Genomic DNA, 21,154 nt, shown 5'->3' with positions numbered 1-21,154 from the left:
ACTCAACCCTTGCGGCCGGTGGTGGCGATGCCCTCGACGAAGTGCCGCTGGGCCAGGAAGAACAGGATGATCATCGGTACGGTGGCCAGCACGCTCCCGGCGAGCACGATCTCCCACTGCTGCTCGCCGCCGTAGCCGAACCTGTCCAGCACCACCTTGAGCCCGCGCGGCAGGGTGTAGAGCTGCTCGTTGCGCAGGTAGATCAGTGGCTTGAGCAGGTCCGTCCAGCTGGCCTTGAACTCGAAGACGAAGGCGACCAGCAGCGCCGGCCGGATCAGCGGGAACGCCATCTTCCAGAACAGCTGCGGATAGCTCGCCCCGTCCACCCGGGCGGCCTCGAAGTACTCCCGGGGCAACGAGAGCAGGAACTGCCGCAGCAGGAAGATGTAGAACGCCGAGCCGAACAGGTTGCCCGCCCAGAGTGGCACCTGGGTGTCGGTGAGCCCCAGGTCCGACCAGATCAGGTACGTCGGGATCATGGTGACCGCGAACGGCAGCATCATGGTCGCCAGGACCAGCCCGAAGAGCAGGTTGCGGCCGGGGAAGCGGAAGTAGGCGAAGCCGAAGGCCACCCAGGCGCTGGAGAGGGTCACCGCCGCGGCGGCGGCCACGCCGACCACCACGCTGTTTCCGAACCAGGTCAGCAGCGGCACGGCCCGCCAGGCCTCGGCGTAGTTCTCCGGAGCGAACGGGACCGGCAGGAAGCCCGGGGCGAAGACGTACTCGCGGGGGCGCAGTGAGGCGCTGATCAGCCAGACGAACGGCAGCATGAAGACCACCGCGGCACCGACCAGCGCCGCCACGAAGAGCACCCGCTGCCAGAGTGGCCGGCGGCCCTCACCGGCCGCCGACCGGGGCACCGCCGGCCGGGCCGGCGAGATGCCGGGCACCGGCGGAGCGGCGCCCCGCTCGACGGCGGTGGTCACGACTCGGCCCCAGCCGCCGGATCGTCCTCGGCCCGGGACCGTCGGGCGTTGGCCACCGGGCCGTCGGTGAGCTGGTACTCGCGCGGCTCGAGGTGCTGCTCGGGCACCCAGCCCGCGGTCAGCCGGGTGCGTCGCGCGTTGGCCACGCCGTTGTGGCCGATCATCGGAGTCACTTGTCTTCTCCCTCGTAGTACACGAACCGGTTGCTGAGTTTCACCTGTACCAGCGTGATGATCAAGATAATCACGAAGAGCAGCCAGGCCATCGCCGAGGCGAAGCCCATGTGCAGGAACTGGAACGCCTCCTGGAACAGGTGGATGACGTAGAAGGTGGCCGCGTCGCTGTTGAACGAGTTCTGCGTCTCCCGGTTGCCGAAGTACATGGTGTAGACCTCGGTGAACATCTGCAGCGACGCGATCGTGTTGACGATCAGCGTGAAGAACAGCGCGCCGGAGATCATCGGCAGGGTGACCGAGCGGAACCGCGCCCAGGCGCCGGCACCGTCGATGGCGGCCGCCTCGTACAGGTCACGGGGCACGTTCTGCAACGCGGCCAGGTAGATGATCACCGTGGAGCCGAGGCTCCACAGGCTCATCAGGATGATGCCGGGCATCACCCAGCCCGGGTCGGTGGTCCAGCTCGGACCGTCGATCCCGACCAGGCCGAGCGTCCGGTTGATCAGGCCGTCCTGGGTGTTGAGCAGCAGCAGGAACAGGATGCCGACCGCCACCGCCGGGGTCATCACCGGCAGATAGAAGACGGTGCGGAAGAAGCCCTGCAACCGACCGACCCGCTTGAGCAGCAGCGCCAGGCCGAGCGAGATCAGCATCACCAGCGGTACGTGCAGCGCCGTGTAGTAGACGGTGTTGCCCAGGCTGCGGGCCACCGCCGGGTCACTCATCAGCTCCCGGTAGTTGTCCAGCCCGGTGTACTCCGGCGGGTTGATCACGTCGTACTCGGTGAAGCTCAGCCAGAGGCTGGCGATCATCGGGCCCGCGTAGAAGACCAGGAACCCGATGATCCACGGCGCCAGGAAGAGGTACGCCCAGCGCGCCTCCCGCCGGGCCAGCGGCGTACGACGGCGCCGGCCCGGAGCGGGAGCGGTGACGGTGGCCATCGCGGACTACTTCGCGGCCTTGTCCAGCGCGGCGGTGGCCTCCTGCTGGGCCCGCCGCAACGCCTGCGCGGGCTGCGCCTGGCCGGCGAGCACCCGGTTGACCGCGTCGTAGTACGCCTTGTCGAACTCCGCGCCCGCCGGCGAGGCGGGCATCGCGAACGCGGCGTCCTGCACCGAACGGATGGTGGCCACCGCGTCGTCGAAGCGCTTGTTGCCGGTCGGCTGGTACAGCTCGTCGAAGATCCGCTTGTCCGCCTCGACGTTGGCCGTGTAGACGCCGGTGAACGGCTGACCGGCGGACTTGCGGGCGTCCGCCCGGGCCTTCGCGGCGGCCAGCCAGGTGTCGGTGGCGGTCATCTGCTTGACGAAGGCGCACGCGGCGTCCGGGTTCTTCGCGCCCTTGGTGATCACCCAGGCCTGCCCGGCGGACTGGGTCAGCGGCTTGCCCTGCCGATCCACGAACGGCTTGACCACCAGCTCGGCGTCCGGGCTGTTCTTGGCGGCCTGGTTGAGGAACCACTCCTCCATCGGCCACGCCACGATCTGGTTCTTCGACAGCGGGTTCTGCGCGCCGAAGAAGTCGAAGGTGTCCCGGAACGACTTGAACCTGCCCCAACCACCCTGCTGCTGGATCAGGTTCACCCCGGTGGTCAGCGCCTCGATCACCTTCGGGTCGTCCAACTTGGCGGTGCGGCCGTCGGCGGAGAGCATGTCGACACCGTTGGCCTTGGCCCACATCGGCAGGAACTCGGGGATCTTCGGGTCGATGCCGATCCGGGAGAGCCTGCCACCGGACACCGTGGCCAGCCTGGCGTTGAGCCCGGGCAGCGCCGCCCAGTCGGCCAGGTTGACCTGGTCGGCGGTCATCCCGGCCTTCTTGAGCAACCCCTCGTTCAGGTAGACCACCCGGACGGTGGAGAACTCCGGAATGCCGTAGACGGTGCCGTCCAGGGTGACCTGGGCGCGGGCGGCCGGCCGGTACTGCTCCAGGTCGATGTCCTGCTTCTTGACGCAGTCGGTGAGCGGCTGGATCGAACCGCGCTTGGCGTACGTGCCGATCAGCTTGCGGTCCATGTAGACCAGGTCCGGTGGATTGCCCGAGGCGACAGCGGAGAGGAACTGCTGCTCGTCGAAGCTGCCCTCGGTGACCTTCAGGTCGACGTCCGGGTGGTCCCGCTTGAACGCGTCGACGCGGGTGGTGGCGATCTCGTCGGAGAAGCCGAAACCCATAGTGCTGAGCGCACCCTTGGTGGCGGTGCCGCCACTCGCGTCGCTGCCGCCGCCGACTCCCCCGCACCCGCTGAGCGCCAGGGTGAGCACCCCGACGAACGCGGTCGCCCGCACTGTCCGTGACATGAAACCCTCCCGATTCGCACGGGCCACCCTGCCCGCGCGACCTGCACTTCTCCTCTTCTCCGGATTTCCAAACCTGGGAGGCCGAGGCGTGCCGGTCACCGGAAGTCACGGGATGCGGGACTGACCGGCGGGTCGATGGCGTCCAGCCGGTCGGCAACGAGGTTGGTCACCCCCTCATTCCGCTCCAGCCGCCCCCGGACCACCAGCGCGGCGCTGGTCCGGGCCACCCGCCGGTAGCGCTGCCACAGCCCCGGCGAGCAGGTGACGTTGAGCATCCCGGTCTCGTCCTCCAGGTTGAGGAAGGTGACCCCGCCCGCGGTCGCCGGGCGCTGCCGGTGGGTGACGATGCCGCCGACCCGGATCCGCTGCCCGGGCTCCACCCGGCCGAGCCGGGCGATCGGCACCGCGCCGAGCACGTCGAGCTGACCCCGGATGAACCGGGCCGGATGGCTCTCCGGCGACAACCCGGTGGCCCACACGTCGGCGACCAGCCGATCCACCGCCTCCATCCCGGGCAGCGTGGGTGCCGCCGCGCCGGTCACCGTGCCGGGCAGCCGACCCGGCCGGTCCTGGGCCGCCGCGCCGGCAGCCCAGAGCGCCTCCCGCCGGGTCAGCCCGAAACAGGCGAAGGCGTCCGCGGTGGCCAGCGCCTCCAGCTGCGCGGCGGTGAGACCGACCCGCCGGGCCAGGTCCGGCATGTCCCGGTACGGTCCACCGGCCGCCCGTTCGGCCTCGATCCGCTCGGCCACCTCGACGCCGAGGGTCCGCACGCCGGACAGCCCGAGCCGGACAGCCGGGCCGCCCAGCCCCCAGGCGTGCGGCGGCTCCCCCGGCCCGCTGCCCCACCGGGTGTCCGGGGTGGACTCCAGCACCGCCTTCGACCCGCTGGCGTTGATGTCCGGGCGGCGTACCTCCACCCCGTGCCGGCGCGCGTCGTCCACCAGGGTCTGTGGGGAGTAGAAGCCCATCGGCTGGGCATTCAGCAGCGCGGCCAGGAACGGCGCCGGGTGGTACCGCTTGAGCCAGGAGCTGGCGTAGACCAGGTAGGCGAAGCTCATCGCGTGGCTCTCCGGAAAGCCGTAGCTGGCGAACGCGGTGAGCTTGCGGTAGACGTCGTCGGCCAGCTCGCCGGTGATGCCCCGCTCGGCCATCCCGGCGTAGAGCCGGTCGGCGATGCGGGTCATCCGCTCGACCGAGCGTTTGGCGCCCATCGCCCGGCGCAGCTGGTCGGCCTCGGCCGCGTCGAAGCCGGCCAGGTCGATGGCGAGCTGCATCAGCTGCTCCTGGAACAGCGGCACACCCAGGGTCTTCTCCAGCGCGTTGCGCATCAGCGGGTGCGCGAAGGTCACCGGCTCCAGGCCGTTCTTGCGCCGGATGAACGGGTGCACCGAGCCGCCCTGGATCGGGCCGGGCCGGATCAGCGCCACCTCGACCACCAGGTCGTAGAACTCGCGGGGCTTGAGCCGGGGCAGGGTGGCCATCTGGGCGCGGCTCTCCACCTGGAACACCCCGACCGAGTCCGCCCGGCAGAGCATGTCGTAGACCTCCGGGTCGTCCAGCGTCATGTCGCCGAGGTCGAGCCGGGACCCGATCATGTCGTAGCCGTAGTGCAGCGCGGAGAGCATGCCGAGCCCCAGCAGGTCGAACTTGACCAGACCGACCGCGGCGCAGTCGTCCTTGTCCCACTGGAGCACGCTGCGTCCGGGCATCCGCCCCCACTCCACCGGGCAGACCTCGATCACCGGCCGGTCGCAGATCACCATGCCGCCGGAGTGGATGCCCAGGTGCCGGGGGAACGTCTGCAACTCGTTGGCGTACTCCACCACCTGCTCGGGGATGTCCTCGACGTCGACCGTGGCGACCGAGCCCCACCTGTCGATCTGCTTGCTCCAGGCGTCCTGCTGGCCGGGTGAGAACCCGAACGCCTTGGCCACGTCCCGCACCGCCGACCGGGGTCGGTAGGAGATGACGTTGGCGACCTGGGCGGCGTGCTCCCGGCCGTAGCGGGTGTAGACGTGCTGGATCACCTCCTCCCGGCGGTCGGACTCGATGTCCACGTCGATGTCCGGCGGGCCGTCCCGCTCCGGGGCGAGGAAGCGCTCGAAGAGCAGACGGTGCCGGACGGCGTCCACGTTGGTGATCCGCAGCGCGTAGCAGACCGCCGAGTTGGCCGCCGAGCCCCGACCCTGGCAGTAGATGTCCTGCTTCCGGCAGAACGCGACGATGTCGTAGACCACCAGGAAGTAGCCGGGGAAGCCCAGCTCCTCGATCATGTTCAGCTCGTGGTCGAGCTGCGCGTACGCCGTCGGGTGCGCCTGTGGAGGGCCGTAACGCTCCCGTGCCCCGTCCGCGGTCAGTTTCCGCAGCCAGCTCATCTCGGTGTGCCCCGGCGGCACCGGGTACGCCGGCAGCTGCGGCGCGACCAGTTGGAGGTCGAAGGCCAGCTCGGCGCCGAACTCGGCGGCCCGGGCCACCGCGCCCGGATACGCGGCGAACCGGGCCGCCATCTCCGCGCCGCTGCGCAGGTGGGCGGTGGCCGCCGCGGGCAGCCAGCCGTCGATCTCGTCCAGGCTGCGCCGGGCCCGGACGGCGGCGACCGTGGTGGCCAGTCGTCGCCGGCCGGGGCTGGCGTAGTGCACGTTGTTGCTGGCCACCGTCGGCAGCCCGGCCGCGGCGGCCAGGTCGGCGAGCGCGTCGTTGCGGTCGGCGTCGACGGGGTGGCCGTGGTCGGTCAGCTCCACCGCCACCGTCTCCGCGCCGAAGAGCGCGGTCAGCCGGTCCAGCTCCCGGGCCGCCGCGTCCACCCCCTCGGTGAGCAGCGCCGCCGGCACGTGGCCCTTGCGGCAGCCGGTCAGCACCAGCACGTGGTCGCGCAGCTCGGCGGCGACCTCCTCCAGCTCCCCGTAGACCGGACGGCCCTTCTCCCCGCCGCGCAGCTGGGCGCGGGCGATGGTGGTGGCCAGCCGGGCGTACCCCTCGTGGCCGTGCGCGAGCACCAGCAGGTGCGCGCCGTGCGGGTCGGGCTCGCCGTTCTGCGGACCGGGCAGCCCGAGGGAGAGCTCCGCGCCGAAGATGGTCGGTAGGGCCAGCGCGCGGGCCGCCTCGGCGAAGCGGACCACCCCGTAGAAGCCGTCGTGATCGGTGACGGCGAGTGCGGTGAGCCCCAGCCGGGCCGCCTCCTCGGCCAGCTCCTCCGGATGGCTGGCGCCGTCGAGGAAGCTGAAGTTGGTGTGTGCGTGCAGCTCCGCGTAGGGCACCACACCGTCGGGGCGGACCAGCTCCGGCGGCTGGTACTGCTCGCGGCGGCGGCTCCAGGCCGGGGAGTCCCCGCCGTCGGCGTCCACGGCGAGCGGATCCACCACGTGCAGGTGCCGCTCGTCGCGCGACCGCCCTTCGCCGGAGCCGCCCGACCTGCCGGAGCTGCCGTCGGCCCGCCCGGAGAGCACCCGCTCCAGCTCCGACCAGGGCATCTTCGGGTTGTGGAAGCTCATTCCCGCACCCTCGCCATGATCGACTCGACCTCCGGGAAGTCGGGCTGTCCGAGTCGGCGGGACACCCCGACTTCCGGAATGCCGAGTCGATCAAGCCAGGCTGGATGCTCAGTCATAGATCGCCTCCACCAACCACTGCCCGGCCTCGACGGCGAGCAGCAGGGCGGTGCCGTCGGCCAGGCAGACCTGGAACCGTGCCCGCCGCCGAGCCTCGGCTGGGGCCCACCACCGCTCGTCCACCGGCCACGGACCGGCCCAGCCGACGATCTCCGCCGGCCGACCGGTGCCGACCACCAGCCGGGCGGGCGGAGCGCTCACCGCCAGCCGCGCGCTGATCACCACCGCCTCACCAGCGGCGTCATGCACGGTCGCGGCGAGCGGGCTGGGCAGCACCACAGCCGGCGCGGGCGCCGGCAGCCGGCCGGGCCACGGTGGAACCCCGCCGGCGCTGCGGTCGGCAGGCCGACCGGCACTGACGATCGGCTCGCCGGGCAGCGGTGCCGGACCGGGACGCGTGGGGAGGCGTTCGTCGCCCCACGGCACCAGTCGCACCTGGTCGGCCGGGGAACGCCCGCCGCCGAGCACCGCGGTGACCACCGCCTCCGGGCCGAGGATGCCCTGCACCCGGCTCAACGCCCGGTGCGCCCGCTCCCGCTCCTCACCGGCCTCCCCCCAGAGGCCGGACTGCAGGCCGGCCTGGGCGATCACCCCGTCCGGGACCAACCGCAACCGGATGATGCCGACCGTCGGCCGGGCCGGTCGGGCACCGGCCCGGCCGTTGCTGCCGGAGAGCCATCCGTCGAGCTGCCAGCGCACCCGGTCGGCGATGGCCACGGCGGTGAGCAGGCCGTCGTGCCGCCACACGCGGTGCAGCTCCTGCCCGTGCGCGGTGACCGCCTCGATGCCGAGCCGGGTGCAGGCCAGCCCGTGCCCGGCCAGCCGGTCGTGCAGCTGCTCGGCCAGCGCGCGGGCGGCGAACGCCGCCGCGTCGACCCGGTCGATCGGCTCGTCGTGCTCGGAGGTCACCGTCAGGTCGGCCGGCGGCCGCCGGACGGCGAGCGGGCGATGGTCCCGCCCGGCGGCCAGCCGGTGGGCCAGCGCGCCGTCGAACCCGAACCGGGCCAGCACGTCGCCGGCCGGCAACGCGGCGAAGTCGCCGAGGGTCCGCACCCCCAGCCGGCGCAGCAGGTCGGCCAGCGCCGACCGGCCGAGCGCCTCGACCGGCAGCCCGGCCAGGAACTCCGGCGTGCCGCCCGGCGCCACCACCCGGCCGGCGCGGGCGGCCAGCCCCGCGGCGAAGACCCCGTCGGCGATGCCGACCTGACTCTCCACCAGACACGACTGGGCGATGTGCTCGATGATCCGCTCGGCGGCCGCCTCCTCGCCGCCGAGGTAACGGCTCGGGCCCCGGGCGGCCACCGCGCAGGCTCCGGGGCGGACGACCTCGACGCCGGCGACCAGCTCCTCCACCGCGGCGACCACCGGCTCGAACGCCCGGGCGTCCCGGCCGGGGTCGTACTCCACGACGGTGAGCTGCGGGCAGCGGCCCTGCGCCTCCCGCTTGCGCAGCCCCCGGCGCACCCCCTCGGCGCGGGCGCGCTCGGAGCAGGCGACCACCCGGTTGGCGTGCAGCACGGCGACCGGGCCGGTGGCCGGCACCCCGTCGACGATCTCGGCGGCGAGCACCGGCCAGTCCGGGCACCACAGCAGCAGGGTCCGCACCGGCGAGCCGGTCATCCCGGACCGACCAGGGTGAGCGACACGGCCGGGCGGCCCACGGTCGACGGCACCGTACGAGGAATCACCCGGGTGAGCTCGTCACCGGGGAGCCAGATCTTGATCTCCTTGGGTCGGGCGGCAGCCCCGCGCCCGCGCGCCGAGACGGTCACCTCCCGGCGGCGCAGCCGACCCCGGCCCGACCCGAGCCCTTCCCAGACCCCACGGACCACCTGCAGCGTCACGTCCGCGCCGTCCCACCGGCCGTACGGGACGAGCACGCTGCCACGCTGCCGGGCCCGGGCGGCCAGCCGGGTGGCGACCGAGGCGGAGACCGTGGCCGGCACGGCGGTGACCACGACGTCCACCCCGTCGATCAGCGCGGCGACCACGGTGGCCCACTCGGGGCCGGGATTCGGCACCAGGGCGAGCCGGTCCAGGGCGATGCCCGACTCGGCGGCCGCGCCCGCGCCGAACGTCGGCACCCCGACCACGGCGCACCACGAGCCGGCCCGGGACGCCTCGGCGAGCAGGGCCAGCACCAGCGAGGTGCCGCCACTGTGTCGGGGCTGGCCGACGGCGACCGCGATGGTGCTGCCCCGGCGTAGACCCCGGTTGGGCAGCAGGCCGGTCAGCTCGGGCGCCACCGGCAGCACCCGGTGGCCGCCGACCGGGTCGGGTGCGCTCGCCGGGCGTACCAGATCGGCCAGTGCGGCGGAACCGACCACCATGCGGCCCGCCATCGGACCAACCCCCCGTCGTTGCTGTGGATCAGATCAGGACCGGCACGCCGTGATGCCGGCCGCCCGACTCCCCCCGCCGGGCGGCCGGCATCACGGCGGGATCATGCGGCGAGGCCGTCCAGGGCCGGTTGGTGAGCCACGCCGAGCGCGGTCTCCACCACCGTGACGAACTGTTCGGCCGCGCGGAGCAGGTCGTCGGCCTCCCGGGCGCTGACCACCCGGGGGATGCCGGCCTCGGCGGCGGCCCGCTTGCCGGCACCGGCGGCGAAGAACCGGGCCCACTCGTCGAGCTCCGGGGCGACGGCGCAGAGCAGGACCCACACGCTGGTGATCCGGTTGCGCCGGCTCGGCGCGGGTCGGGCGCGGGCGGCGAGCAGTGCGGCCGCCGCGCGCAGCGCCGCCAGGTGGGCGGCCGCGTAGCGCAGGCCGTCGGGTCGGGTCTGGCCGGCTTCGACCAGCCCGCGCCGGGCCAACGTGAGGAGCTGGGTGGGGGTGCGGTGCGGCAGCACGTGCGCCGGCACCGTCGGTGCCTGAGCCGGGTTGGTCGGCATGGACTGTCTCCTCCACTGGCCGGGGCGTCGGCTCGGCGCACTGGTGCCGCCGATGGGATGCCGAGGTCGGGTGGTGCGGAGGAAGACGCACCGGGTGTGGCCGGCCGGGTGTGGATGCTTCCCCACACCACACCCGGCCGGCGTACCGGCGGGTTCGTCGCCCGCCGCCCGGGGGTCGTGGGCGGCGGGCGACGCTCCTGCCTGTCGGGACCGGGCTCGCGACTGCCCGGAAACCCAGGTGCGGCCCGCGGAGCCGCACCGGCCGGAGCTGGCGCCGCGAAACACCGCGCCCCGGCTGGTTGGAACGGGCGTTCGAGGCAATCGAACACTCGTTCTAACTGCTGCTGACAGTACACCTCCCCTCCGACGAAAATGCAACGTGTGACGCGCCGGCCGCCGCAGCGCCGACCCAGGGCCAAACGAGCCGGCCCGCCAACCGGCGACTCAGCTCGGCGCCGGATAGTCGGGCAGGTCGAGGTCGGTGGCCAGGGACCGGGTGCCGCGCACCAGCAGCGCCTGGACCGGCCGGTTGCGCAGCAGCCGGTTGCGCAGCCAGAGCCCACCCGCGGTGGCCGGGGCGAGGAAGGTGCCGGGGTTGGCCCCGCGCTGCCAGCGCATCGCATAGTCGCGCAGCCGTCGCTCGTACGCCGGAAAGGCGACCCGGTGGTCGCCACCGGCCGCGGCCAGCTCGCCGGCGAGCACGTACCCACCGACGACGCCTGTGCCGACACCCATCCCACCCAGGGTGACCCCCCAGGCCGCGTCGCCGAGCAGCGCGGTGCGACCAGCGTGCCAGCGCGGCACACGCACCTTGCTGATGGAGTCGAAGTACAGCTCCGGCGCGTCACGCAGACCGGCCAGCAGCTGCGGCACGTGCCAGCCCAGACCGCCGAACGCCGTCGTGATGATCTTCTTCTGCTGATCGATGTCGTACCAGTCGCCCTCCGGGTCGGGCGCGGTGAAGACGACGAAGGCCCCGGCCCGGGCCGGGTCGCGCTGATCGGCGGCGACGCTGGCCATCCGCCCGGGGACGTTGTACTGCTGCGCGACGACGCCCACCCCCAGCTCGTTGGGCAGGTCCCAGCCGGCCAGTTGGTAGCCGAGGTGCCGCACATACTCCCGCTCCGGGCCGAAGGCCAGCCGGCGTACGCCGGAGTGCAGCCCGTCGGCGCCGACCACCAGGTCGACGGTGCGGGCACCGGCGCGGTCGAGCGTGACGTGCACCCCGTCGGCGGCCTCGGTGAGGGCGGTGACCTGGTCGCCGAACAGGTACTCGGCCCGGTCGGCGCTGCGCCGGTGCAGGATCCGGGACAGGTCCCGGCGGTAGACCTCCAGCTCACCCCCAGCGAACTCGGCGGGCAGCCGGAAGATCTCCCGGTCCCGCTCATCCACGCAGCTCATCGCTCCGCCGTGGGTCTGCACGGCGCGCAGCTCGTCGAGCACACCCATCGCGGCCAGCACCCGCAGGTGCGTGGGGCCGCGGAAATCGACCGCGAAGCCACTGGCGCGCAGCGCGGGGGCCAGCTCGACGACTGTGACGTCCGCGCCGTAACGGGTCAGCCACCAGGCCAGCGACGGCCCGGCGACGCCGGCGCCGGAGACGAGGACGCGCAGACCGCGAAGGGGAAGGGGGTGCGACATGGGACGCCTCCAAAACTGTGTCCGACGGATACAGATTACTCTAGACACAGTTCATGGACCTGAACAAGACAGCTCGACGGGAGGCCGATGGAACCGGCGGACGCCACCGACGCGACGCAGCGCCGACGCCTCGTCGAGCTGCTCTGGCAGCCGCCGAGCGCACCACGGCGCGGCCCCCGACCCACGCTCACCCTGACCGCCATCGCCCGGGCCGGCATCGCGATCGCCGACACCGACGGGCTCGGCGCGGTCACCATGCAACGGGTCGCGGAATCGCTCGACGTGACCAAGATGGCGCTCTACCGGTACGTGCCGGGCAAGACCGAACTCGTCGCCCTCATGATCGAGACCGGAATCGGGGAACCACCCGTACTGCCCGCCGACGCGCCCTGGCGCGACCAGCTGGACGCCTGGGCACGGCAGATGTACGACCGGTTCCGCCGCCACCCGTGGGCGGTGACCGCCACCGTCGGCGTACGGGTGCTGGGCCCCAACGAGCTGGGCTGGATGGAACGGGCCATCAACGCCCTGAACGGCACCCGCCTGCACGGCGGGGAGAAGCTCGATGTCGTGGTGCTCCTGGTCGGGCACGTCCGCAACCTCGCCCAGCAGGTGGCGGCCATCCCCACCGAGACGCCGGAACAGGCCATGGAACCCGCGCTGTCTGCCCTGCTGAGGGGTCACGAGCAGCGCTTTCCGGCACTGCTCGCGGCGGTGGCGTCGGCCGCCGCCCACGACGGCCGCGACCAGGCGCTCGACTTCGGGCTGTCCCGGATCCTCGACGGGGTGCAACTGCTGCTCACCGACCGCGCCCGGCCCTGACCGCGGGCGGCGGGGCGCCGCAACGGGGTGGGACACGGCGTGGCCGGCTGACCCGGCCGCCGGCGGACCGGGAAGAATGGCGACATGCAGCCACACCCGAACGTACGGGCGGTGCAGGACGCGCTGGACGGCTCCGGCGCGCTCGACGGCGCCGGCCAGCCCAGCATGGTCCGCCTGGTGCCCGACGCGGTGCACACCGCAGCGGCGGCCGCCGAGGCGCTCGGCGTCCAGGTCGGCCAGATCGCCAACTCGCTCATCTTCGACGCGGACGACGCGCCGTTGCTCGTGCTCACCTCCGGCGCGCACCGGGTGGACACCGCCGGCCTGGCCGCGTCGATCGGGGTCACCCGACTGCGCCGGGCCACCCCGGAGTTCGTCCGGACGCACACCGGGCAGCCGATCGGCGGGGTCGCCCCGCTCGGGCACCCCCGACCGCTGCGCACCCTGGTGGACACCGCGCTGGAGGCGTACCCGGAGATCTGGGCCGCGGGCGGCGTACCGCAGGCGGTCTTCCCGACCACCTACGCCGAGCTGCTGCGGGTCACCGCCGGCACCCCGGCCGAGGTGGCGTGAGCGAGCGAACCAGCAGGCACAGCAGCGATGCTCCGGATCTGGTCACCCTGCACGTGTGGCGGACCTCCCGCGGCGCGCTGCCCCGGGCACTGACCCGGATGGCCATGGACCCGGGCCGGCTGCGCGCCCTGCCGGGCGTCCGGTTCGGCAAGCTGCTGGGCACCGGGACGGGCACCGGCTTCGGGCCGGGTGACGCCGACCTGACCCGGTGGGCGGCGCTGACCGTCTGGGACTCGCCCGCCGCGGCGGCCGGCTTCGACGACTCGCCGGTCGGCAGTGCCTGGGCGCGGATCGCCCACGCCCGCGCCCGGATCGATTTGCGGCCACTGAGCAGCCGGGGCGAGTGGTCCGGTCAGCGTCCGTTCGGCGAGCCGTCTGGCGGCCGGGTCACCGGCCCGGTGCTGGCACTGACCCGGGCCCGGCTGCGGGCACGCCGGGCGGCCACCTTCTGGCGGGCGGTCCCCCCGGTCGCCGCCGCCCTGCGCGACGCGCCGGGGCTGCTGGCCCGCTTCGGTGTCGGCGAGGCGCCGCTGGGCTGGCAGGGCACGGTGAGCGTGTGGCGTGACCCGGCGGACCTGGTGGCGTTCGCGTACCGTCACCCGGAGCACCGGGCGGCGATCATGCGAACCCCCACCGCGGGCTGGTACGCCGAGGAGCTGTTCGCACGGTTCGAGGTGCGCGACGTGGTCGGCGACCGGACGGTGCTCGGGTGGGTCGCCGACGGCGACCCGGGAACGGCGAAGGGTGGACGGGCATGAGGTTGGTGCGCTGGACGCCGGACGATCTCGTCCGGCGGCTGGACGACGTGGTGACCGTCTACGGCGAGGCGATGGGATACCGCACCGATCTGCTGGAGGCCCGGCGCGGCTACATCGCCACCCACGTCCGCCGGCCCGGGTTCCGGGCGGTGGCCAGCCTGACCAGCGAGGGCCGCCTCGCCGGCTTCGGCTACGGCTACCTGGGCGGCCCCGGGCAGTGGTGGCACGACCAGGTGCACCGGGCGCTGGACGCCCCGATCCGGCAGCGTTGGCTCACCCACTGCTTCGAGGTGGTCGAGCTGCACGTCCGGCCGCCGGCGCAGGGGCACGGCCTGGGCGCCGGCCAGCTGCGTGCCCTGCTCACCATGGCCGAGGGCGACACCACGCTGCTGTCCACCCCGGAGGCCGACGAGCAGACCTCGCGGGCCTGGCGGCTGTACCGGCGGTTCGGCTTCGTCGACGTCCTGCGCGACTTCCACTTCCCCGGCGACGAGCGGCCGTTCGGCGTGCTCGGCCGGGATCTGCCTCTCGAGCGCCCGGCGTCATGACCCGGCGGGGCGTCTCCTGGGCGCTGCTCGCCGTCCTGGTGCTCGCCCAGATCTGCTACCCGCTGACCACCGGCGCCACCCGGGCCGGGCTCACCGTGGCCACCGTCGTGCTCGGCTGGCTTCTCTCGGTCGGCCACGCGCTGCTGAGCCGGGGCCCCCGGGCCGCGGCGGCGCTGGTCGCCGTGGCCACCGGCGGAGGGTTCGCGATCGAGGCGATCGGGGTGGCCACGGGCGTGCCGTTCGGCAGCTACGACTACTCCGGGGAGCTCGGCCCCAAACTGGCCGGGGTGCCACTGATCATCCCCCTGGCCTGGACCTGGATGGCCTGGCCGGCGTGGCTGGCGGCGGTCCGCCTGACCGGCGGGTCGCCGGCCCTGTGGCGGGTGCGCCGCCTCGCGCTGGCCGCGCTGGGGCTGGCCGCCTGGGACCTCTTCCTCGATCCGCAGATGGTGGCCGAGGGGTACTGGGTCTGGCGGAACGCCACCCCGGCGCTGCCCGGCCTGCCCGGCATCCCGGTCAGCAACTACCTGGGCTGGCTGCTCTTCGCGGTGCTGCTGATGAGCGCGCTGCGCCCGCTGGCCGGCCCGGACGCCGAACGGACCGACCACCGGGATCACCCGATGATCGCGCTCTACCTGTGGACGTACTTCTCCAGCATCCTGGCCCACGCGGTCTTCCTCGACCTGCCCGCCTCGGCGCTCTGGGGCGCGGCCGGCATGTCGGTGACCGCCGTGCCGCTGGCGGTGGTCCTGCTGCGCGCCCGCCGGGCCCCCGACTTCCACCGGGAGGGCCACCAGCCGTACCGCCCCGGTGTCGACGCGACCCGATGATCGTCCTGTTCGCCCTGCTGCTCGTCGTCGCCGCGCTGACCGGGCACACCTGGGTCAACGCCTCGCGCTGGCTGCGCCGGCCCACCGACCGACCGGACGAGGTCGGCGAGCCGGTGGCCGTGCTGCTGCCGCTGCGGGACGAGGCCGCCCGGGTCGCCGGATGCCTGCGCGCTCTGCTCGCCCAGCGCGGTGTGCCCGGGCTCCGCGTCGTGATCCTCGACGACGGGTCCACCGACGGCACCGCCGACGTGGTCCGCGCGGTGGCCGGCGACGATCCCCGGGTCACCCTGCTCACCGGGGTCGCCCCGCCGCCGGGCTGGCTGGGCAAACCGCACGCCTGCTGGCAGCTGGCCACCCGGGCCGACCCGGCGGCCACCGCTCTGGTCTTCGTCGACGCCGACGTGGTGCTCGCCCCGCACGCCGTGGCGGCGGCCGTCACCGAGCTGCGTGCCGCCCGCGCGACGCTGCTGTCGCCGTACCCCCGGATCGTGGTGACGACGGCGGCCGACCGGCTGGTGCAGCCGCTGTTGCAGTGGCTCTGGCTGACCTTCCTGCCGCTGCGCGCGATGGAGCGTTCGCCGCGGCCGTCGCTGGCCGCGGCGGGCGGGCAGTTCCTGGTGCTGGACCGGGCCGGCTACACCGCCGCCGGCGGGCACGCCGCGGTCGCCGACAAGATCCTGGAGGACGTCGAGCTCGCCCGGGCGGTCAAGCGGGCCGGTGGGCGGATCGCCCTGGCCGACGGCTCCCGGCTGGCCACGTGTCGGATGTACGACGACTGGCGGCAGCTGCGCGACGGGTACTCGAAGTCGCTCTGGGCGTCGTTCGGGCACCCGGGCGCGGGGGCCGCCGTGGTGGCGTTGCTGCTGCTGCTCTACACCGCCCCGCCGCTGGTCACTGTGGCGGCCCTGGTGGCCGGCGCGCCGGGGGTGGCCGCCGCGGGCCTGGCCGGCTACCTGCTCGGGGTGGCCGGGCGGGTGCTCACCGCCCGGGCTACCGGCGGCCGGTGGTGGCCCGACGCGCTCGCACACCCCGTGTCGGTCGTGGTCCTCGGTTGGCTGACCTCGCGGTCGTACCATCTGCGAAAGCAGCGCCGCCTGACCTGGCGGGGCCGCCCGGTCAGCTAGGAGGGCGCGGCATGGCGCGGATCGTGGTCGTCGGCGCCGGGGTGGGTGGCCTGGCCACCGCCGCCCGGCTGGCCGCCACCGGGCACCAGGTGACCGTCCTCGAGCGGGCCGACACGGTCGGTGGCAAGCTCGGCCGGTACGTGCACGACACCCCGGCCGGGTCGTTCCACTTCGACACCGGGCCGAGCCTGCTCACCCTGCCCGAGGTCTTCCACGACCTGTTCGAGGCGACCGGGGCGAAGCTCGACGAGTACCTGGACCTGGCCCCGCTGGACCCGATCGTCCGGCACGTCTTCCCCGCCGGCGGCCCGACGCTGGACTCCTGCGCCGACCCGGTGGAGTTCGCCGCCCGGATCGGGGCCGCCTTCGGTGACCGGGCGGCGGCCGACTGGCACCGGCTGTGGCGCCGGGCGGCGCGGGTGTGGAACGCCTCCTCGCGGGACATCCTGCGCCGTACCGTCGACTCCCCCCGCGACCTCGCGTCACTGGCCTGGCGGGTCGGCGACCTGGCCGCCATCGCCCCGGGCCGCACCCTGCGCGGGCTGGGCCGCCGGCACCTGTCCGACCCTCGGCTGCGGATGCTGCTGGACCGGTACGCCACCTACACCGGCGCCGACCCCCGCCGGGCGCCGGCGGCCCTGGTGGCGGTCCCCTACGCCGAGCTGACCTTCGGCGGCTGGTACCTGCGCGGCGGGTTGGGCACGCTCGCCGACGCGCTGCTGACGCGCTGCCTGGACCTCGGCGTGGCCGTGCGGACCGGCGCCACGGTGACCCGGATCGACGCCGCCGGCGGCCGGGTGCACGGGGTACGCCTCGCCGGCGTCACCGCGCCGGTGCCCGCCGACGTGGTGGTGGCCAACGTGGACGCGCTCACCGTCTACCGCGACCTGCTACCGCACGCGCGCCGGCTGGCCGGGCTGGCCGACCGTAGCCTGGCCGGCTTCGTGCTGCTGCTCGGCGTCTCCGGCAGCACCGGACTGGCCCACCACAACGTCTTCTTTCCGCGCGACTACGACGCGGAGTTCGACGCGGTCTTCGGCGATCCGGGGCGCGGCGTACCGGCCCGGCCGGCAGCCGACCCGACGGTGTTCGTCACCGTGGCCGACGACCCGATGGTCCGCCCGGCCGGGCACGAGGCGTGGTTCGTGCTGGTCAACGCCGCCCGGCAGGGCACCGCCGCGGGCGCGGTCGACTGGCGACGCCCGGGGCTGGCCGACGCGTACGCCGACCGGATCCTGGCGGTGCTGGCCGAGCGTGGCGTGGACGTACGCGACCGGCTGCTGTTCCGGGAGGTCCGTACCCCGGCCGACCTGGACGCGGCGACCGGCGCGCCGGGTGGCTCGATCTACGGCACCGCCGGAGGGCTGCTCCGCCCGGCCAATCGGGGTCCCGTGCACGGGTTGTGGCTGGTGGGCGGCTCCAGCCACCCCGGCGGTGGCCTGCCGATGGTGACGCTCTCCGCGCAGATCGTCGCCGACGAGATCGGCCCGGCCTGGTAGGTGCGGGGGTCAGCCGACGTCGAGCAGCGCGCGGCGGACGGTGGAGAGCAACTGCCCCAGACCGAAGCCGGCCAGCAGCACCCACACGGCGGCCGCCATGGTGATCGTGCCGGCGGCCAGGTCCGGCTCGATCAGCCCGGCCAGCCCGGCGACCAGCAGCCCGACCAGCGCCACCGAGACCCGGGTGGGGCGTTCGCCCACTGTCACCGCGCCGATCTCGCGCATGCCGGCGGAGACCGCTCGGGCCCGGGTGTACTCGTGCAGCCAGGACAGCGCGCCGCCCGCGACGACCAGCGCGCCCGGCGCGCCGACCAGCCAGAACGCCAGCAGCCAGGCCACCTCACCGAGCCGGTCGGCGACCGAGTCGTAGACGTAGCCGAGCCGGGTGGTGCGGCCGGTGGCCACCGCCACCGCCCCGTCCACGCTGTCCGCCACGGAGGCGAGCAGCACGAACAGCGCGCCGAGAAACGGTCCGTCCGCCGGCCGGGTCACCAGCAGCGGTACGCAGAAGCAGAGCAGCACCCCGGCCACGGTGACCGCCGTGGGGCTGACCCGCAGCCGGCCCAGCACGTACCCGACGTGGTACGCGAACCGCAGCCAGGCGCGTACCACCGGCGCGGCCGTGCGGGGGTCGAACCCGCCGTGCAACCGTGCCCACGCCGTGGCGTACTGGTCCCAGTTCAGCTGTGTGCCCACCACGGATCAACCGTCGCGCCGGGCATCAGGTGTCGCGGGCCCCGCGGTCACCTCCGCGCGCCGGCCTTGAGGTTCTGCCAGACCTCACGGGTCGCGGTGGACCGGTTGAGGGTGATGAAGTGGATCCCCGGCACGCCCTCGTCCAGCAGCCGGCGGGACATCTCGCTGGCCTGCTCGATGCCGAGCCGGCGGACCGCCTCCGGATCGTCGGCGACCCGCTCGAAGCGCGCCGCCAGCGCCGGCGGGAAGGGCGCCCCGGACAGCTGCACGGACCGCTCGATGGTGCCGATCTGGGTCACCGGCATCACCCCGGCGAGGATCGGGGTGTCGCAGCCGGCGGCCGCCACCCGGTCACGCAGCCGCAGGTAGTCGTCGGCCTCGAAGAACATCTGCGTGATCGCGAACTCGGCGCCGGCCCGGCACTTGCGGACGAAGTGCGTGGTGTCGCTGGCCACGTCGGGTGAGCGGGGGTGCTTGTACGGAAAGGCTGCCACGCCCACGCTGAAGTCACCGGCGTCCCGCACGAGGCGTACCAGGTCCTCGGCGTAGTCCACGCCCTCGGGGTGGCGGACCCACTCGCCGCCCGGGTTGCCCGGCGGGTCGCCGCGCACCGCCAGCACGTTGCGCACCCCCACCCCGGCGAGCCGACCGATCACGTGCCGCAGCTCGGCGACGGAGTGGTTGACCGCGGTCAGGTGGGCCATCGGCAGCAGGGTGGTGTCGGTGGCGATCCGCTCGGTGACCGACACGGTGGTGTCCCGGGTCGAGCCGCCCGCGCCGTAGGTGATCGACACGAACGACGGGCGCAGCGACTCCAGCTCGCGGATCGCCTGCCAGAGCAGTCGCTCCCCCGCCTCGGTCTTGGGTGGGAAGAACTCGAACGAGAAGGTCGGCTGACGGTCACGGATGAGCTCCCCGATCGCCGGCTGCGGATTGGGGAGTACCGAGGGAAGACCGAGCGCCACGACCCGACTCTAGCGGGCAGCGTCCGCACCACCCAGGCGCTTCCCATCGCGTCCCACGGATCGACGGATGCGGGGGCGCGCACGTTGGCCGGTGCCGTCCCGCGCGCCGTGGCCAGGTGGGCGGAGGGCCGTCGTACCCACGGGGTAGTAATGGGTGGCGCGGGAGGGTCGGCGGGGGCGGCCCGGGGGCCCGCGCGGGGGTCAGCAACCGAGCGGTGACGCCGGTCCCGTCCGGTCGGGCGGGCGCCCGTCGCCGCACCGACGCCCGCCGGGAGGACCGATGACCCCGCCCCCACCGCCGCGCCCAGCACAGCTCGGCCCGTTGCTCGCCCGGTGCCGGCTGGCCCGGGGCTGGAGCCAGCAGCGCACCGCCGCCGAGTTGTGTGCCGCAGCGGGGGTGCCGACGTTGAGCCGGCACGAGGTGTCCCGGTGGGAACGGCAACGACGCGTACCGGGAGGGTTCTGGCTCGGGTGGCTCGCCGTGGTGCTGGACGTGCCGCTGGTGACGCTCGCCGAGGCCGCCGCGGTCACCCGGCGAGCCGGCCCGGCGCGGGCCACCGGGCCGGGCCGGGCGGGGGCCGGCGCGCGGCCGGGCGGACGGCCGGGCCGGGGCCGCACCGGCGAGCGGGCCGGCGGCACGACGAGTGGCGGTGGAGCGCGGTACGCGGCGACCGGCTAGCGTCGTGGCGTGACCCACGCTGCTTCCGTGTCTCCCGTCGACCGTGCCGGCCTGCGGCAGCGGGTCGACAAGGCCCTCACCGAGTTCCTGGCCGGCCAGCGGGCCCGGTTGACCGGCGTTGACGACGCCCTGGCCCCGGTGGCGGAGGCGATCGAGGCATTCGTGCTCGGCGGCGGCAAGCGGCTGCGGCCGGCCTTCGCGTACTGGGGGTTCCGCGGCGCCGGCGGAGTGGACGCCGACCAGGTGCTCACCGCCCTGGCCGCGCTGGAGTTCGTGCAGGCCAGCGCCCTGATCCACGACGACCTGATGGATCGCTCCGACACCCGGCGCGGCGAGCCGGCGGTGCACCGGCGGTTCGCCGCCCGGCACCGGGCGGCCGGCTGGGGCGGCGACCCGGACGGGTTCGGCGACGCGGCGGCGATCCTGCTCGGCGATCTCTGCCTGGTCTGGTCCGACGAGTTGCTGCACTCCGCGGGACTGGACCTGCGGGCGGTGGCCCGGGCCCGGCCGGTCTTCGACGAGATGCGCACCGAGGTCACCGTCGGGCAGTACCTCGACGTGCTGACCCAGGTCACCGGGGACACCTCGGTGGAACGGGCCAGCAAGGTCGCCCGGTACAAGTCGGCGAAGTACACGGTCGAGCGTCCGCTGCTGCTCGGCGCCGCGCTGGCCGACGCGTCGGCGGACGTGCGGACGGCCTACTCGGCGTACGGGCTGCCGCTGGGCGAGGCGTTCCAGCTGCGCGACGACGTGCTGGGGGTCTTCGGCGACCCGGCGCAGACCGGCAAGCCGGCCGGGGACGACCTGCGTGAGGGCAAGCGCACCTACCTGGTGGCGGCGGCCGTGGAGGCCACCGACGACGCCGGCCGGGAGCTTCTGCTCAGCCGGCTCGGCGATCCGCAGCTCGACGAGCGGGGGGTGACCCAGCTGCGCGAGCTGATCACCGCGAGCGGGGCGCTGGCCCGTACCGAGCAGCGGATCGTCACGCTCACCGACGCGGCACTGGCGGCGCTGGCCGCCGTCGACCTCGACACCGAGGCCCGCCAGGCCCTGGTCGACCTGGCGATAGCCGCCACCCGCCGCGCCGACTGACCCCCGGCCCCCTCCCCGTCCCCCGGG

20 protein-coding genes are annotated in these 21,154 nt (G+C 74.2%); 9 read left to right on the top strand and 11 right to left on the bottom strand.

All coding sequences use genetic code 11. The features are described from left to right. Positions 1-2: 2 nt before the first annotated feature. The 9 genes from GA0070607_RS21045 to GA0070607_RS21010 all read right to left on the bottom strand — a co-directional run bounded on the left by GA0070607_RS21045 (position 3) and on the right by GA0070607_RS21010 (position 11,541). The gene (locus GA0070607_RS21045; protein WP_089019731.1) at positions 3-926 is read right to left on the bottom strand and encodes a carbohydrate ABC transporter permease; all 924 of its coding nucleotides are present in this window, start codon (positions 924-926) and stop codon (positions 3-5) included. After that, the gene (locus GA0070607_RS32425; protein WP_157743192.1) at positions 923-1,099 is read right to left on the bottom strand and encodes a hypothetical protein; all 177 of its coding nucleotides are present in this window, start codon (positions 1,097-1,099) and stop codon (positions 923-925) included. The genes GA0070607_RS21045 and GA0070607_RS32425 overlap by 4 nt, the downstream gene beginning before the upstream one ends. Further along, a complete protein-coding gene (locus tag GA0070607_RS21040) occupies positions 1,096-2,043 on the bottom strand; it encodes a carbohydrate ABC transporter permease (protein ID WP_089019730.1) in 948 nt (315 codons plus the stop codon). Before GA0070607_RS21040 ends, GA0070607_RS32425 begins: the two co-directional genes overlap by 4 nt. Positions 2,044-2,049: 6 nt before the next feature. Beyond that, the gene (locus GA0070607_RS21035) at positions 2,050-3,399 is read right to left on the bottom strand and encodes an extracellular solute-binding protein (RefSeq protein WP_089019729.1); all 1,350 of its coding nucleotides are present in this window, start codon (positions 3,397-3,399) and stop codon (positions 2,050-2,052) included. 95 nt (positions 3,400-3,494) lie between these two features. Next, positions 3,495-6,890, bottom strand: a complete 3,396-nt coding sequence (locus tag GA0070607_RS21030) for an error-prone DNA polymerase (protein ID WP_089019728.1) — start codon at positions 6,888-6,890, stop codon at positions 3,495-3,497. 108 nt (positions 6,891-6,998) lie between these two features. Continuing rightward, on the bottom strand, positions 6,999-8,627 hold the full coding sequence (locus GA0070607_RS21025) for a DNA polymerase Y family protein (protein WP_089019727.1): 1,629 nt from the start codon (positions 8,625-8,627) through the stop codon (positions 6,999-7,001). Next, on the bottom strand, positions 8,624-9,349 hold the full coding sequence (locus tag GA0070607_RS21020; protein WP_089019726.1) for a hypothetical protein: 726 nt from the start codon (positions 9,347-9,349) through the stop codon (positions 8,624-8,626). Before GA0070607_RS21020 ends, GA0070607_RS21025 begins: the two co-directional genes overlap by 4 nt. 101 nt (positions 9,350-9,450) lie before the next feature. Continuing rightward, positions 9,451-9,900 (bottom strand): SAV_6107 family HEPN domain-containing protein, encoded by a 450-nt coding sequence (locus GA0070607_RS21015; RefSeq protein WP_089019725.1) that lies wholly within the window; start codon positions 9,898-9,900, stop codon positions 9,451-9,453. 444 nt (positions 9,901-10,344) lie between these two features. After that, the gene (locus GA0070607_RS21010) at positions 10,345-11,541 is read right to left on the bottom strand and encodes an FAD-dependent monooxygenase (protein ID WP_089019724.1); all 1,197 of its coding nucleotides are present in this window, start codon (positions 11,539-11,541) and stop codon (positions 10,345-10,347) included. 87 nt (positions 11,542-11,628) lie between these two features. On the opposite strand from GA0070607_RS21010, the gene GA0070607_RS21005 reads away from it, so the two are divergent. The 7 genes from GA0070607_RS21005 (at position 11,629) to GA0070607_RS20975 (ending at position 17,695) form a co-directional block, all read left to right on the top strand. Then, the gene (locus GA0070607_RS21005; protein ID WP_089019723.1) at positions 11,629-12,363 is read left to right on the top strand and encodes a TetR/AcrR family transcriptional regulator; all 735 of its coding nucleotides are present in this window, start codon (positions 11,629-11,631) and stop codon (positions 12,361-12,363) included. 84 nt (positions 12,364-12,447) lie between these two features. Beyond that, positions 12,448-12,936 carry a YbaK/EbsC family protein gene (locus tag GA0070607_RS21000; protein ID WP_089019722.1) on the top strand — a complete coding sequence of 163 codons (489 nt, stop codon included), beginning with the start codon at positions 12,448-12,450 and terminating at the stop codon, positions 12,934-12,936. After that, the gene (locus GA0070607_RS20995; RefSeq protein WP_089019721.1) at positions 12,933-13,694 is read left to right on the top strand and encodes a monooxygenase; all 762 of its coding nucleotides are present in this window, start codon (positions 12,933-12,935) and stop codon (positions 13,692-13,694) included. Before GA0070607_RS21000 ends, GA0070607_RS20995 begins: the two co-directional genes overlap by 4 nt. Continuing rightward, positions 13,691-14,242, top strand: a complete 552-nt coding sequence (locus GA0070607_RS20990; RefSeq protein ID WP_089019720.1) for a GNAT family N-acetyltransferase — start codon at positions 13,691-13,693, stop codon at positions 14,240-14,242. The genes GA0070607_RS20995 and GA0070607_RS20990 overlap by 4 nt, the downstream gene beginning before the upstream one ends. Continuing rightward, positions 14,239-15,072 carry a carotenoid biosynthesis protein gene (locus GA0070607_RS20985; protein ID WP_089019719.1) on the top strand — a complete coding sequence of 278 codons (834 nt, stop codon included), beginning with the start codon at positions 14,239-14,241 and terminating at the stop codon, positions 15,070-15,072. The genes GA0070607_RS20990 and GA0070607_RS20985 overlap by 4 nt, the downstream gene beginning before the upstream one ends. Further along, positions 15,069-16,196, top strand: coding sequence for a glycosyltransferase (locus tag GA0070607_RS20980; protein WP_089019718.1), 1,128 nt, complete (start codon positions 15,069-15,071; stop codon positions 16,194-16,196). The genes GA0070607_RS20985 and GA0070607_RS20980 overlap by 4 nt, the downstream gene beginning before the upstream one ends. Positions 16,197-16,207: 11 nt before the next feature. Then, complete coding sequence (locus GA0070607_RS20975; RefSeq protein WP_089019717.1) at positions 16,208-17,695, top strand: phytoene desaturase family protein; 1,488 nt, start codon at positions 16,208-16,210, stop codon at positions 17,693-17,695. 9 nt (positions 17,696-17,704) lie between these two features. Here GA0070607_RS20975 and GA0070607_RS20970 read toward each other — a convergent pair whose 3' ends face one another. Further along, positions 17,705-18,394 (bottom strand): CDP-alcohol phosphatidyltransferase family protein, encoded by a 690-nt coding sequence (locus tag GA0070607_RS20970; RefSeq protein ID WP_089019716.1) that lies wholly within the window; start codon positions 18,392-18,394, stop codon positions 17,705-17,707. Positions 18,395-18,438: 44 nt separating this feature from the next. Continuing rightward, positions 18,439-19,356 (bottom strand): methylenetetrahydrofolate reductase [NAD(P)H], encoded by a 918-nt coding sequence (gene metF / locus GA0070607_RS20965; RefSeq protein WP_089019715.1) that lies wholly within the window; start codon positions 19,354-19,356, stop codon positions 18,439-18,441. Positions 19,357-19,636: 280 nt separating this feature from the next. Here metF and GA0070607_RS20960 point away from each other — a divergent pair, with 280 nt between their 5' ends. Both GA0070607_RS20960 and GA0070607_RS20955 read left to right on the top strand, forming a co-directional pair. Continuing rightward, positions 19,637-20,035, top strand: a complete 399-nt coding sequence (locus GA0070607_RS20960; RefSeq protein WP_231930101.1) for a helix-turn-helix domain-containing protein — start codon at positions 19,637-19,639, stop codon at positions 20,033-20,035. Positions 20,036-20,044: 9 nt separating this feature from the next. Further along, the gene (locus GA0070607_RS20955) at positions 20,045-21,127 is read left to right on the top strand and encodes a polyprenyl synthetase family protein (RefSeq protein ID WP_089019714.1); all 1,083 of its coding nucleotides are present in this window, start codon (positions 20,045-20,047) and stop codon (positions 21,125-21,127) included. The last annotated feature ends 27 nt before the right edge of the window (positions 21,128-21,154 follow it).

This window comes from Micromonospora coriariae, assembly GCF_900091455.1.
GTDB classification, from domain to species: Bacteria; Actinomycetota; Actinomycetes; order Mycobacteriales; family Micromonosporaceae; genus Micromonospora; species Micromonospora coriariae.
Note: the sequence above shows the minus strand (reverse complement) of the source record. Positions and strands in the feature narration are given on the sequence as shown.